General features: G+C 65.5%; 10 protein-coding genes. 6 read left to right on the forward strand and 4 right to left on the reverse strand.

Going from position 1 to position 14,623, the window contains the following annotated elements; genetic code table 11:
- Position 1 precedes the first annotated feature (1 nt).
- From pdxA to AC1Q7F_RS09550, 3 genes are all read left to right on the forward strand, one after another.
- Entirely contained in the window at positions 2-1,024 is a 1,023-nt protein-coding gene (gene pdxA / locus AC1Q7F_RS09540) for a 4-hydroxythreonine-4-phosphate dehydrogenase PdxA (RefSeq protein ID WP_492506093.1), read from the forward strand.
- Positions 1,017-1,868, forward strand: coding sequence for a 16S rRNA (adenine(1518)-N(6)/adenine(1519)-N(6))-dimethyltransferase RsmA (rsmA, locus tag AC1Q7F_RS09545; protein ID WP_492506095.1), 852 nt, complete (start codon positions 1,017-1,019; stop codon positions 1,866-1,868). Before pdxA ends, rsmA begins: the two co-directional genes overlap by 8 nt.
- Before the next feature lie 267 nt (positions 1,869-2,135).
- Complete coding sequence (locus AC1Q7F_RS09550) at positions 2,136-2,987, forward strand: GNAT family N-acetyltransferase (protein ID WP_492506097.1); 852 nt, start codon at positions 2,136-2,138, stop codon at positions 2,985-2,987.
- An 8-nt stretch (positions 2,988-2,995) separates the two neighbouring features.
- On the opposite strand, the gene AC1Q7F_RS09555 is transcribed toward AC1Q7F_RS09550, so the two are convergent.
- Together AC1Q7F_RS09555 and AC1Q7F_RS09560 are read right to left on the reverse strand one after the other, a co-directional pair.
- A complete protein-coding gene (locus AC1Q7F_RS09555) occupies positions 2,996-4,612 on the reverse strand; it encodes a peptide chain release factor 3 (protein WP_492506099.1) in 1,617 nt (538 codons plus the stop codon).
- Between the two features lie 121 nt (positions 4,613-4,733).
- On the reverse strand, positions 4,734-6,422 hold the full coding sequence (locus AC1Q7F_RS09560) for a DEAD/DEAH box helicase (RefSeq protein ID WP_492506101.1): 1,689 nt from the start codon (positions 6,420-6,422) through the stop codon (positions 4,734-4,736).
- A gap of 562 nt (positions 6,423-6,984) precedes the next feature.
- Between AC1Q7F_RS09560 and AC1Q7F_RS09565 the strand changes: the two genes are divergently transcribed.
- Both AC1Q7F_RS09565 and AC1Q7F_RS09570 read left to right on the forward strand, forming a co-directional pair.
- On the forward strand, positions 6,985-7,944 hold the full coding sequence (locus tag AC1Q7F_RS09565; RefSeq protein WP_492506103.1) for a hypothetical protein: 960 nt from the start codon (positions 6,985-6,987) through the stop codon (positions 7,942-7,944).
- A gap of 111 nt (positions 7,945-8,055) precedes the next feature.
- Positions 8,056-9,165 (forward strand): energy transducer TonB, encoded by a 1,110-nt coding sequence (locus AC1Q7F_RS09570; protein WP_492506105.1) that lies wholly within the window; start codon positions 8,056-8,058, stop codon positions 9,163-9,165.
- A 40-nt stretch (positions 9,166-9,205) separates the two neighbouring features.
- Here AC1Q7F_RS09570 and AC1Q7F_RS09575 read toward each other — a convergent pair whose 3' ends face one another.
- Positions 9,206-11,689, reverse strand: a complete 2,484-nt coding sequence (locus AC1Q7F_RS09575) for a glycogen/starch/alpha-glucan phosphorylase (RefSeq protein ID WP_492506107.1) — start codon at positions 11,687-11,689, stop codon at positions 9,206-9,208.
- A gap of 161 nt (positions 11,690-11,850) precedes the next feature.
- Between AC1Q7F_RS09575 and AC1Q7F_RS09580 the strand changes: the two genes are divergently transcribed.
- Positions 11,851-13,425: an alkaline phosphatase D family protein gene (locus AC1Q7F_RS09580; RefSeq protein WP_492506109.1), complete on the forward strand. Its 1,575-nt coding sequence runs from the start codon at positions 11,851-11,853 to the stop codon at positions 13,423-13,425.
- Here AC1Q7F_RS09580 and AC1Q7F_RS09585 read toward each other — a convergent pair.
- Positions 13,412-14,533 (reverse strand): pyridoxal phosphate-dependent aminotransferase, encoded by a 1,122-nt coding sequence (locus tag AC1Q7F_RS09585; RefSeq protein ID WP_492506494.1) that lies wholly within the window; start codon positions 14,531-14,533, stop codon positions 13,412-13,414. The genes AC1Q7F_RS09580 and AC1Q7F_RS09585 overlap by 14 nt on opposite strands.
- Positions 14,534-14,623 lie beyond the last annotated feature (90 nt).

Raw genomic sequence — 14,623 nt, forward strand, 5'->3', positions numbered from 1 at the left:
CATGGCGGCACCACTGGGCCTGACCATGGGGGAACCGGCGGGCATCGGTGGCGACATCGCCCTGAAGGCCTGGATGGAACGCGGGGCGGCAGGTTTGCCGCCCTTCGTCTTGCTGGACAACCCCGACCGTATCCAGGCACTGGCCGCCCGCCTGGGGCTGGACGTGCCGATGGCGGTGATCGGAGAGGATGAACTGGACCGCGTCGCGGCCCTGTTCGCCGATGCCCTGCCCATCCTTCCCGTCCCCCTGCCCGCCCCCGTCACCTATGGCCAGCCCGATCCGGCCAATGGTCCGGCCGTGATTGCGGCCATCGACCGGGCCGTGGCCCTGTCGAATGCCGGCAAACTATCGGGCGTCGTCACCAACCCGATCCAGAAAAGTGCGCTCTATGCCTGCGGCTTCCGCTGGCCCGGCCATACGGAATATCTGGCGCATCTGGCCGGCCTGCCCGATGACGGTACCGTGATGCTGCTGGAAGGCGGCGGCCTGCGTGTGGTGCTGGTCACCATCCATCTGGCGGTGAAGGATGTGGCGCAACATCTGACGTCGGATGCCATCCTGCATGTCGCCCGCGTCACGCATGCCGCCCTGCGGCGTGACTTCGGCATTGCCGCCCCGCGCCTGGCCGTGGCGGCGCTGAACCCGCACGCCGGCGAAGGTGGGGCCATGGGGCGGGAGGAGATCGAATTGATCGCCCCGGCCGTGGCCGTGCTGCAGGCCGCCGGCATCGACGCCGCCGGCCCCTTCCCCGCCGACACTTTGTTCCATGCCGGGGCGCGGGCCCGCTATGACGCGGTGGTCTGCATGTATCATGACCAGGGGCTGATCCCGCTGAAGACCCTGGATTTTGACACGGGCGTCAATATCACCCTGGGCCTGCCCTTCGTGCGCACCTCTCCCGACCATGGCACGGCCCTGTCGCTGGCAGGGACTGGTGCGGCCAATGCCTCCAGCCTGATCGCGGCGCTGCATGCCGCCTCCCGCATCGCCGCCCGCCGGCACATGAGTGTTTCCCATGAGTGACGGCCGCGACCTGTCCCACCTGCCGCCGCTGCGCGACGTGATCGCCACGCATGAGCTGGCCGCCAAGAAGGCGTTCGGGCAGCATTTCCTGCTGGATCTGAACGTCACCCGCCGCATCGTGCGCGAGGCGGGCGATTTCACCGGCGTGAACATTGTGGAGGTCGGGCCCGGCCCCGGCGGCCTGACCCGTGCCCTGGTGGAAAGCCCGGCCGCCAGCATTACCGCCGTGGAGCGCGACACGCGCTTCGCCGCCGCCTTGGCCGATGTGGTGGCGGCGTCGGCGGGGCGCATGACGCTGGTGCAGGCCGACGCCCTGACCGTCGATCCCGTCGATCTGGTCCCGGCCCCGCGCGCCGTGGTCTCCAACCTGCCCTATAATGTCGGCACGCCGCTGCTGATCGGCTGGTTGAAGCGGATCGGGGAATACCGGTCGCTGACCTTGATGTTCCAGAAGGAAGTGGCCGACCGCATCGTGGCCGGCACCCGCACCGACGCCTATGGCCGCCTGTCGGTGATGGCGCAGTGGCTGGCCCATTGCCGCAATCTCTACGACCTGCCGGCCCGCGCCTTCACCCCGCCGCCCAAGGTGGACAGCGCCGTCGTGCATCTGACCCCGCGCGACCGCCCGGCCGACGATCCCGACTTCGCCACCATGGAGGCGCTGGTCGGGGCCGCCTTCGGCCAGCGGCGCAAGATGCTGCGCGCCAGCCTGAAATCGGTGATGAAGGAACCGGAGCCTCTGCTGCTGTCGGTCGGGATTGCCCCAACGGCACGGGCGGAAGAGATCGACGTGGCGGGGTTCGTGGCGCTGGCCAAGGCGTGGAAGCCGCGCGACGCCAAGTAGGCACGGAACTTCCGGCCCCGCAGACGCGTTCCCGATAGTGAAACCGCCACTATCGACGGAGGAACGACATGCGCGGCATTCTTCTTTGGGCCCTAGGCATTCCCCTGCCCATCATCATCATCCTTTACCTGATGGGCGTCATCTGAACCCGCCGCCGCCATCGCCATGGCGAACAAGCCCTTGCCAATAACGGGCAAAGGCCGGAATCATCCGCACCCCAGGTGCGGATGGCACCCGCGCCAAAGCCTTATCGGAAGGACAAGGGTGATGACCGATAGCCAGACCTTGCGGATCGCCACGGCGGATCGCGCCGGACTTGACCGGATGATCGAATGGGCGGCGGCGGAAGGGTGGAATCCCGGCCTGGATGACGCCGGCCCGTTCATGGCGGCCGATCCGGAGGGATTCCTCATCGGCTGGCTGGGTGACCGGCCGGTCACCTGCATTTCCGTGGTCCGCTATGGATCAGGCTTCGGCTTTCTCGGCTTTTACATCTGCGCACCCGAATTTCGGGGCCAGGGTCACGGTTGGCGCACTTGGCAGGCCGGGATGGCACGCCTGGACAGACGGGTTGTCGGGCTGGATGGCGTGGTCGCCCAGCAGGATAATTACCGCAAATCCGGCTTCACCTATGCCCATGCCAATGTCCGTGTCGCCGGCCGGCTGACGGTCCCGCGACCAATGGATGGGCGGTTGCGCCGGATTGGCTCCGATCTGCTGGATGCCATTATCGCCTATGATCGGCCCTTCTTTGCTGATGACCGTACCGCCTTCCTTCGCGAATGGCTGGGCGGGGAGCGGCGCCAGGGATATGCCATGATCGACGATGGACGGCTGACCGGATATGGGGTGATCCGCCCCTGCCGGGAGGGACACAAGATCGGCCCGCTGTTCGCCGATGACGCGGCAGGTGCCGATCTGCTGTTTCGCGCTCTTGCGGCGACCGTGCCAGGGGGGACAATCATCCTCGACCCGCCCGGCATCAATGCGCAAGCGCAGGCCCTGGGCGAGCGCTATGGATTGTCACCGGTCTTCGAAACGGCCCGCATGTATCGCGGGCCGGCCCCGATGCTTCCCATGGATCGTCTCTACGGCATCACGACATTCGAGCTGGGCTGAGACAGTGATCAGGCCGCCGCCGTCGTCACGCTCTTGTTCTGCTCACGCGTCTTCAGGAACCGCAATGCGGGGAAATCCTCCTGCGCGCGGTTCAGCTGCCAGCCATTGCGGGCCAGATAGACCAGGGCCCCGTCATGATCCTCGGCGATGTCGGCACGGCGGCTGTCGATGAAGGCCTTCAGCACCACCGGATCGTCGCTTTCCACCCAGCGGGCGGCATCATAGCCGGCGGTCTCAAACCGCGCCTTCATGCCGTACTCCGCCTCAATACGCGACGCCAGCACCTCGAACTGCAGCTGTCCGACCACGCCCACCACCCAGTCGGCACCGACCACGGGTTTGAACACCTGGGAGGCGCCTTCTTCGGCGAAATGCTCCAGCGCCTTGCGCAGATGCTTCACCTTCATCGGATCATCCAGGCGCACGCGCTGCAGCAGTTCCGGCGCGAAGCTGGGCACGCCCGTGTAACGCAGTTCCTCGCCCTCAGTCAGCGTGTCGCCGATGCGCAGGGTGCCGTGGTTGGGGATGCCGATGATATCGCCGGGGAACGCATCCTCGGCCAGCTCGCGGTCGCGCGCCAGAAACAGCACGGCATTGTTCACGGCCAGGATCTTGCCGCTGCGCATGTGCTTCAGCTTGGTGCCACGCTTGAAATGGCCGGAACACAGGCGGAAGAAGGCGATACGGTCGCGGTGGTTGGGGTCCATGTTGGCCTGGACCTTGAACACGAAGCCGGTGACCTTGCTCTCATCAGGCTCCACTTCGCGGCTGTCGGCCTTCTGCGGGCGCGGCGGCGGCGCATATTCGGCCAGGCCCAGCAGCAACTCGCGCACGCCGAAATTATTGATGGCGGAACCAAAGAACACCGGCGTCTGGTGGCCTTCGCGATAGGTTTCCAGGCTGAAGGGCGGGCACAGTTCCCGCACCATGGCCACGTCTTCGCGCAGCTTGGCGGCCTGATCGGCGGGGATCATCTGGTCGATCCTGGGATCGTCGACGCCGTTGCATTCGATGCCGTCGGTCGCCACATCCCCCGACTTGCGGTCCATCAGGATCAGCCGGTCGCGGATCAGGTCATAGCAGCCACGGAAATCCGATCCCGACCCGATGGGCCAGGAAGCGGGCGTCACTTCCAGCTGCAGGTCGCGCTCCACCTCGTCCATCAGCTCGAACGGATCGCGGGCCTCGCGGTCCATCTTGTTGATGAAGGTGATGATGGGCACGTCGCGCATGCGGCACACCTCGAACAGCTTGCGCGTCTGCGCCTCGATGCCCTTGGCGGCGTCGATGACCATGACGGCGCTGTCCACGGCGGTCAGCGTGCGATAGGTGTCTTCGGAAAAGTCCTCGTGGCCCGGCGTATCGACCAAGTTGAAGGTGCGGTCGGCATAATCGAAATTCATCACCGATGCGGTGACGGAAATCCCGCGCTCCCGCTCCACCTTCATCCAGTCCGACCGGGCCCGCCGCTGCTCGCCCCGCGCCTTCACCGCGCCCGCCATCTGGATGGCACCGCCGAACAGCAGCAGCTTCTCCGTCAGCGTCGTCTTACCCGCGTCGGGATGCGCGATGATGGCGAAGGTACGGCGCTTGGAGACTTCCGTCTCAAGGATATTGTCGGGCATGGACGCTACTCTCAGACGGATCGGCTCTTGGCGTTGGTGGATTAGCGGAAGCCGATGGAAACTTGAAATGAAAAAGCCCCTCCCCCGGCCAGCGGCGGGAGAGGGGCTTGGATGTCAACCGTCAGCCCGGCTGACGGAACGGCCGGCGCTGCGGGGCGGCGGCACCGCCCTCGCGGCCTTCGGCCCGGCGCTCGCCCCGGAACTCACGACGGCCTTCGCCGGCGGGCTGGGCATCGCCGCGGAAGTCGGCGCGGCCTTCACCGCCATGGCCGTGCGGACGGCCCTTGCCGGCATGCGGCTTGTACGGGTTGGCCTTGTGCGGGTGCGGGCCGCGGCGTTCACCGCCGAAACCGTCACCAGCGGCCGGGCTGGCATCCGGGGTCCAGGCGCGCTGCGGACGCTCGCCACCCTGGCTCTGGCCTTCGCCCTGCCAGCCGCCCAGACGCTCGCCCTGGGAAGCGCCTTCACGATGCTCGCCCTGGAATCCACCCTCGCGACGCTCGCCACCACCCTGGTAGCCGCCGCCGCCCTGGTAACCACCACCCTCACGGCGCTGGCCGCCATAGCCGCCCTTGTTGCCATAGGGCTTGCCGGCATAGTTGCTCTTGGTGCCGAACGGCTTGCCGCCGCCGCCGGCGGGACGGAACTTGCTGCGCTCCGGCTCGGGCATCGGCTCCAGGCCCGGCAGGGTGCTCTGCATGTGTGGCTGGCCCGTGTACTGCTCGATGGCGCGGACCAGGTTGCGGTCATGGCGGGTGAACAGGCTGTAGGAGATGCCGGTGGCGCCGGCGCGGCCGGTGCGGCCGATCCGGTGCACATAATCTTCCGCCACGCGCGGCAGGTCGAAATTGATCACGTGGGACAGGTCGGAAATGTCGATGCCGCGGGCGGCGACATCGGTGGCGACCAGCACATTGATGCGGCCGTCGCGCAGCCACTGCACCACGCGGTTACGCTCGCGCTGCTGCATGTCGCCATGCAGCGGCATGGCGCGCTGGCCCTGCTCGGACAGCTGATCGGCCATCCGGTCGCAATCCAGCTTGGTGGCCATGAAGACGATGCCCTTGCTGAAGGCTTCATCTTCCAGCAGGCGCATCAGCAGCTTGTGCTTGTGATCCAGCCCGTCGGCGCGTAGCCAGCGCTGTTCGATGGAATCGTTGGTCACGGCCTTGCCGGCGACATCGACGCGGACCGGGTTCTTGGTCAGGCTGGCGGCCAGCTTTTCCGCCGTGCGGTCCAGCGTGGCGGTGAACAAAAGCGTCTGGCGGTCGGCCGGGCAGGCACCGGAGATCTGCTCCACCGCGTCGCGGAAGCCCATGTCCAGCATGCGGTCGGCCTCGTCCAGCACCAGCATCTCGACACAGGAGAGATCGACCTTGCCATTCTCCAGATGGTCGATCAGGCGGCCCGGCGTGGCGACGATCAGGTCGGCGCGGCGGCGCAGCATCTCGATCTGGGCGCGATAGGGCATGCCGCCCAGCACCGAACCGGTCTGGATGCGGCCGAACTTGGACAAGAGGCGCACCTGATCCAGGACCTGGGTGGCCAATTCACGGGTCGGGGTCAGCACCAGAACGCGCGGGCCCCAGGAACCGGCCTGACGCTCCGATGCGCCGATGCGGGCCAGGGCCGGCAGCACGAAGGCCGCGGTCTTGCCGGTGCCGGTATTGGCCGACGCCACGACATCCTGGCCGGCCAAGGCGGCCGGAATGGCTTGGGCCTGGATCGGGGTGGGATTGACATAGCCCAGCTCGGCAACAGCCTGCATCAGCGGGGCGGGAAGGGCGAGATCGGAAAAGGTGATGCTCAAGGAATGTGCTTTCTTGGAACAAACCAGACGCTCCGCCAACGCCGGACCTTCATGAAGGTCCGGTCGCGAAAGAGCGCAAGGGGTGACGGACGGCGGGATCATCCCGTCGCCGACGGTTGCGCTGGAGCGGCTCGATTTGTTCGGAAAGCGAAGGGCGGCACCATCAAGGAGATGGGCAGCGACACGACCCGACATTCATCATTCGGGGCGTATCTTGATGGCGGCATGGATAACCGCCGGGGGCCCCACAGCCACTCGGTACGGACCGGAATATGCAGGCGCCCTCCTCTTCGCACCAGCGAAATCGTTCCGGCCCCGCCACAGGTCTGGGCAGCGCCGGGCGCAGGTCGGTCCACCTAGCCACAATCCATTGGCGCCACTTTAGCGGCTTGAGCCAGGAAGCGAACGGGCGTAAATTACATTCAGGTTTTACTATATATTCGCCGGAGGTTGCATGTTTGCAACGAAATTAATTCCTGCCGCCGCTTGCGCACTATTGCTGGCTGCACCAGTACAGGCGGCAGGCACTTGGCAAGAGGCCAACAAGGCTTCTGTGGCGTTGATGGTGGAAGGCAAGCTGCAACCGGCCTTCGACTTGGCCTGGCAGGCGGCGGAACTGTATGAGAAGGCGCCCAATTACAAGGCGGGCAATCATGAACGTCTGCTGCTGAACGCGGCGGACATCTTCCTGCAGATCCAGAATCCGGCCAGGACGCCGGAGATCCTGCAAAAGGCGCTGGTGGCCATCGGCCGGCACGTGCCCGCCGACGCGCCGGAAACCATCGCGCTGAACGAACAGTTGGCCAAGGCCTATCTGGCCATTGGCGACGCGACCGAAGCCAAGATCGTCTATGAGCGCGTGGCCGGCCTCTATGAGAAGAATTTCGGCGCAGACAGTGTGGGTAGCGTCACTGCCCAGCTGGAACTGGTGCGCACCGCCAAGGCCGCCCGTGATCCCGTCACCGCCCAGCGTTACCTGGATCGGATCGATGGCCTGACCAAGGGCCTGGCCGCCGATCACCCGATCCGCCTGCAGGTGGAGTTCGAGCAGGCGATGGCTGCCATCAATGCCGGACGCGACAGTGCCGCCGCCGCCCAGTTCCGCACCATCGTGCGTCAGGCCCGCGCCTCGCAGAATGTGGCCGTGCGCAGTCTGGCTCGTGACGGATATGGCATGCTGGCCTTCATCGCCCAACGCCAGGGCGACCCGCAGACCGAGGACCAGATGGTGGAGGCCACCCGTGGCCTGCCCCAGCATGCCGACGGGTCACGGCCGCTGTTCCGGTCGATACCCGATACCAGTGACGGCTCCATCTCCGGTTCCGCCACCATGGAACTGCGCGTCTCCACCGCCGATGGCAAGGTCAAGGAAGTGCGGGTGCTGGAAAGTGCTGGCGATCCGAAATATGCCGCGCTGATGAGCCGGTCAGCCCTCAATTGGCGTTTCCAGCCCACGGCTGAGAAGGGAACCGCCGGTTCCCTGTTCACCGTGCGGCAGAGCGTGAGCACCGCCGCCAGCTGATACCGGCACGGGAGCCGCATGCAATTGCATGCTACTTTCAGTGCAAAATTTATTGTATGGCTCACCCTTGAAGCGATACTATATCCAGGTGATATCGCTTTGAGGTTTTCCATGCGCATAGCAAGTCTGGCCGTCTGTCTTCTTCTGTGCGCGGCGCCGGCATCCGCCCTGACCTGGCAGGAAGCCAACAAGGCCTCGGTGGCCAAGATGAATGAGGGCAAGCTGCAGGAAGCCTTCGATCTGGCTTGGCAGGCAACCGAGATTTACGAGCAATCGCCGACCTACAAGGCGACCAGCCATGAACGGCTGCTGTTGAACGCCATTGATATCTTCCTGCAGATGGAACGACCCTCAGGCACGCCGACCGTCGTCCGCAATTCCATCACGGCCCTGGGGCGGCATGTCACCGAAGATGACGCGACAATGATCAGCCTGTATGTGCAGCTGGCGGCCGCGTTCTCAAGCGCGGGGGATTTTCCGGCTGCGCGCGCCACCCAGGACCGTGTCATCGCCCTGAACGAGAAGAATTATGGCGGGGATTCCCTGGGACTGGTCACCGCCCTTCTGGACCAGGCGCGCAGTATCAAGCAGGTCCAGGACATTGTGGTCACCCGCAAATATCTGGACCGCGCCAGCGACATCGTGGCCAAGCTGGCACCGGACAATGGCATCCGCCTGATGGTGGAATATGAGCAGGCGCTGCTGACACTTGAGACCGACCGCTATGACGATGCGGAACCGCTGTTCCTGTCGATTGCCGAACGGGCAGAGCCAAACCGGTCGCAGGCCGGTATCGGCGCCATCCTGCGATCCACATACGGCATGCTGGCCTATATCGCACATAGGAACCGCGATCAGGTGCGTGAAGACCGGATGGTAGAGGCGACGCGCGGCCTGCCGGTCGAGCAGGGAGAGGCAAAGCCCCTGTTCCAGGAGGCGCCGCGCATGCCCGGTGGCGCCGAACTGTCCCTGTCCGGTGCTGCTATGATCGAGTTCACAATATCGACCGCCGATGGCAAGGTGAAGGAAACCCGTATCCTGGAAAAGTCGGGTAACCCGCAATTTGCCTTCATCGCTGCCGACGCCATCCGTGAATGGCGGTTCCAGCCGTCGGCGCCCATCGGCAGCGCGGGAGAGCTGATCACCCGCCGTCAATTGCTCAGCTACCAGTATGAAAATGAGCGGCCGGAGACGGGCACCCGCTTGAAGCGCAGAAACTGATTGCCGAAGACGGGGGCCGCGACACAAGCGGCTGCGCGGATCAGTCCGCCTCCCCCGCCAGCGGCTGTACCGGTGACACGCCCCAGATTTCCCGCGCATAATCCAGGATGGTGCGGTCGGACGAGAACCAGCCCATGCCGGCGGTGTTCAAGATCGCCTTGGCCGTCCATTCGTCGCGGTCGCGGTAGAGCGAGACGGCGGCGGCGTGGGTGTTGCGATAATCCTCGAAATCGGCGGTGACCAGGAAATGGTCGCCATGCAGCAGCGCATCGACGATAGGCCGGAAGCGGCCGGGATCGTCGGGGCTGAAGGCGCCGCCGCCGATCATGTCCAGGGCGCGCTTCAGATGCGGGTTGGCACCCACCACCTGGCGCGGGTCGAAGGCCCCGCCTTCGCGCAGATCCTGGACCTCCGCCACATTCAGGCCGAAAATGAAGATATTGTCGGCCCCGACATGGTCCCGCATCTCAACATTCGCCCCGTCCAGCGTACCGATGGTCAGGGCGCCGTTCAGCGCCAGCTTCATGTTGCCGGTGCCCGACGCTTCCATCCCCGCCGTTGAAATCTGCTCCGACAGATCGGCGGCGGGCATGATGATCTCCGCCTGGCTGACATTATAGTTGGGCAGCATCACCAGCTTCAGCCGGTTGCGCACGGCCGGGTCGTTGTTGACCACCTGGGCGATGTCGTTGGCCAGCTTGATGATCAGCTTGGCCTGGTGATAGGCGGGTGCGGCCTTGCCGGCCAGGATCTTGGTGACGGGCACGACATCGCGGGTCGGGTTGTCGCGGATGTCATTATAGAGCGCCACCGTCTGCAACAGGTTCAGCAACTGGCGCTTATATTCATGGATGCGCTTCACCTGCACGTCGAACAGGCTGTCGACATCGACATCGATGCGCAGGTGCCGGGCGATATAGGCGGCCAGCCGCTTCTTGTTCTGCCGCTTGGCACGGCGGAATTCCTCGGCGAACACCTTGTCACCGATACGGTCACGCAATGCTGTCAGCTGTTCCAGGTCGGTGATCCAGCCATCGCCGATGCGGCTGCTGATCAGGCGCGACAAGGCCGGGTTGGCCTGGTGCAGCCAGCGGCGCGGCGTGATGCCGTTGGTCTTGTTGGTGATGCGATCGGGGAACTCATGGTGGTAATCGGCGAACACCGTCTGCTTCATCAGTTCCGTATGCAGGGCTGAGACGCCATTCACCTTGTGGCTGCCCAGGAAGGCCAGCCCACCCATGCGCACCCGCCGTCCGCCATTCTCATCGATCAAAGACAAACGGCGGATCGTATCGATATCGGAATGACCCCGAACCCTGTCCAGGAAGCGGGCATTGATGTCATAGATGATCTGCATGTGCCGGGGCAGGACGCGTTCCATCATCGCCACCGGCCAGCTTTCCAGCGCCTCCGGCAGCAGCGTGTGGTTGGTGTAGCTGAAGGTGCGCCGCGTGATGTCCCAGGCCTTGTCCCAGCCCAGCCCATGGATATCGACCAGGATGCGCATCAGTTCGGCGATGCCGATGGCCGGATGCGTGTCGTTGAGCTGGATCGCGGCCTTTTCCGGCAGCGCATCGAAATCCCGATGATGCTGCATGTAGCGGCGCAGGATGTCCTGAATGGACGCACTTGTGAAGAAATATTCCTGCTTGAAGCGCAGTTCACGCCCCACCTCCGTCGCGTCATTGGGATAGAGCACGCGCGACAGGTTCTCTGACAGGACCTTGTCCTCCACCGCCTTCAGATAATCGCCGTCATTGAAGCGGGTAAAGTCGAAATCGCTCATCGCACGGGCCGACCACAGGCGCAGCGTATTGATCGTTTCGCCACCGTAACCGACGACGGGCGTGTCGAAGGCCATGGCATGGACCGTTTCGGTATCCACCCAGCGGCGGCGCTCCACCCCCGCCCCGTCGATATAGCGCTCCACCCGCCCATGGAAATGGATGGGATACAGCACTTCCGGCCGCGCGAATTCCCACGGGTTGCCGAAGCGCAGCCAATTGTCGGGGAATTCCACCTGCCAGCCCTGGTCGAAGCGCTGTTCGAACAGGCCATATTCATAGCGGATGCCATAGCCATAGGCCGGCAGATGCTGCGTCGCCATACTGTCCAGGAAGCAGGCGGCCAGCCGGCCCAGGCCGCCATTGCCCAATGCGGGATCGGGTTCCGCCTCCAGCACCTCCTCCAGCCGCAGGCCCAGCTGGTCCACCGCTTCGCGGCAGGCTTCCGTCAGGCCCAGATTGTCCAGGTTGTTGTGCAGCAACCGGCCGATCAAAAATTCCATGGAGAAATAATAGATGCGCTTGGCATCGGCGGCATAGACGCCGCGCGTCGTGTCCATCCAGCGATCGACGACCCGGTCGCGCACGGACAGGGCGCCGGTGTTGAACCAGTCACGGCGCGTGGCCGTCTTGGCATCCTTGCCCACTGAATAGACCAGCCATTCCAGAAAGGAACGCTTCAACGCATCGACATCGACGGCCTTGCGGCCGATTTCACGCGAACGGTAACGGGCATCCATGGGTGGGCGGACTTTCAACAACAGGCGATGACAGAAAGATGTCACCATTCCGCCTTGCCGCCGACCGCTTGGCAATGGGAAAAGTAGGGGACACCCCTGGCCGTTCGCCCTGTCAAGCTGTTACAGGGGATATGCCCGCCCGTTACCGATGCCCGAGGCCGATGAGTTCCCCCCCATCCCCTTCCCGTAAACGACCGCGCCAGCGCCAGGCGCCGCCGGCGATCCTGCTGGGCCCGTTGGTGCGGGCGCGTGGCGCCCAGGGGGCGACCGGGTCGGGGCAGCGCTGGCGCGTGTCGGCCTGCTTCCTGCTGGCCGGCGATGCGGAGCCGCCGGACCTGCGCGTGGACGGGGTCACCCTGGCCGTGCCGCCGCGTTTCCTGCATGAATGGAAGGATCTGCCGCCCGTGGGGCCGGCGGGCGTGCCCTGCCCGCCCGGCATCCTGCGCATGTGGCGCTATGATTTCGCCGTGCCGCGCGGGCTGCAGGACGGGCGCGCGGCCTATGGATTCCAGGATGACGAACGGCGCTGGACCCTGTCGGTACCCGGTACCGCCATCCCGCCGCGCATCGCCTTCGTCAGCTGTGGCGGCTGCGAGGATGAGGCGGAGATCGAGGCGACGGGCCTGAAGCGCAACGCGCTGTGGGCCCGGCTGCTGGGCCGGCACCGGGCGCAGCCCCTGCACCTGATGCTGATGGGCGGCGATCAGGTCTATGCCGACGAGCTGTGGCAGCGGGTCCCCGCCCTGCGCCAGCTTTCCGACACCCCGAAGTTGATGAAGCGCACCGGCCTGACGGCGGGGCCGGAGCTGGAAACCCAGCTGGAGGCCTGGTACATCGCGACATACCTGCATGCCTGGAGCCAGGCGGAGCCGGCGGCGCTGCAGGCCGGCGTGGCGTCGCTATGCATGTGGGACGATCACGACATCATCGATGGCTGGGGATCGCATCCGCCGGAACTGCTGGACAGTCCCGCCTATCGCGCCATCTATGACGCGGCCCGCCGTGCCTTCCGCCTGTTCCAGGTGGGCATGAGCGATGATGATCCCGCCGACACGCTGGTGGCGTCCGGCCCGCCATCCTTCAGCCAGGGGATGATGCTGAACGGCGTCGGCATCCTGGCACCCGATCTGCGCAGCGAGCGCACGCATACAAGCGTCCTGTCGCCGGCCAGCCTGTCGGAACTGCCGGAATGGCTGGAACGGTTCGCCGCCTGCCGCCATCTGCTGCTGATGTCGTCGGTGCCGTTGATCTTCCCCGGATTCGGGTTTGCCGAACGGCTGCTCAACCTGCTGCCCGGCCGCCAATCCATGGAGGATGACCTGCGCGACCAGTGGCGCAGCCCCGTGCATCGTGAGCAATGGTGCACCGTGCTGCGCATCCTGGCCGATTTCGCCCGCCGCAGTGGCACCCGCGTCACCATCCTGTCTGGGGAGGTGCACCTGGCAGCGCATGGTACCATCTCCGGCCCCGGCACCCTGCTGCGCCAGTTGGTCAGCTCCGGCATCGTCCATCCCCCGCCGCATGGGTTGGGCGTGCAGATGATGGAACTGCGGGCCGGCAAGCGGGAGGAATTGTGGGACCGGCTGTCGCTGTCCATGGAACCGATGGATGCCGATGGGCACTATCTGCTGGCGCAGCGCAACTACCTGACCCTCACCGGTCTGGATGAGGGCGATTTGCGCGCCGAATGGCATATCGAGGGGCAGGACGAGCCGTGGACGGTCACGATCCGTTGACGCCCCCCCGCCGCCACGCCACCAGCCGCCGCGCGGCCTCCGCCACCTCCGCCTCCGCCGCGGCGAAGCTGATACGCAGAAAATGCCGGCCGCGCACCGTGTCGAAATCCAGGCCCGGCGTGATGGCCACACCCGTCTCCGCCAGGATGCGTTTGCAGAACGCTTCGCTATCGTCGGTCAGGCCGCTGACATCGGCATAGACATAGAAGGCGCCGTCGGCCGGGGCCAGATTGTCGAATCCGGCACGCGGCAGCTCATTCAGCAGCAAATCGCGGCTGCGGCGATAGCGGGCGACATGGCTGTCAGCCTCGTCTGTACAGTCGAAAGCGGCGACGGCGGCACGCTGCGACAGGGTGGGTGCGGAAATATAGAGGTTCTGCGCCAGGCATTCGGTGGACCGCACCAGCTCAGGCGGCACCACCATCCAGCCCAGGCGCCAGCCCGTCATGCTGAAATATTTGCTGAAGCTGTTGATGATGATGGCCCGGTCGCTGAAGGCCAGGGCCGTCTGGCCCTTCACCTCGGTGAATTCGATGCCGTGATAGATCTCATCCGACACCAGGCGAACGCCATTCGCCTCGCACCAATGCGCCAGATCGCGCAGCGCCGTCGGCGACAGCATGGTGCCGGCCGGATTGGACGGGCTGGCCACGATCAGGCCCTTCACCGGCTTATCCAGGGCCGCCAGCAGGGCCGGCGTCGGCTGGAACCGTGTTTCCGGTCCGGTCAATATCTCCACCGGCTCCAGGTCGAGTGCCCGCAGAATATTGCGATAGGCGGGATATCCTGGGGCGGCCAGCGCCACCCGGTCACCGGGCTCGAACGCTGCCAGGAAGCCCAGCAGGAAGCCTGCCGACGATCCGGTGGTGATGGCGATACGCTCCGCCGGCACCGATACGCCATGGCGGTCCCGGTACCATCTGGCGATGGCCTCACGCAGGGCTGCGATGCCGAACGCGTCGGTGTAGGCGATGCGGTCACTGTCCAAAGCCGCATGCGCCGCCGCGATCACGCCCTTAGGCGCCGGCGTGCCTGGCTGCCCGATCTCCAGATGCAGCACGTCGCCGCCGGCCGCGGCGCGTTCATTGGCGGCGCGCATCACCTCCATCACGATGAAGGGGGCCACGCTGCCGCGCTTGGCCGGTCCCCAATGCCCGTCACCGATCAGCGCCGTCAAACTCGCCCTTCCCTCGCCATG

It is taken from the genome of Niveispirillum sp. GW835-FHT14G11, from assembly GCF_058793615.1.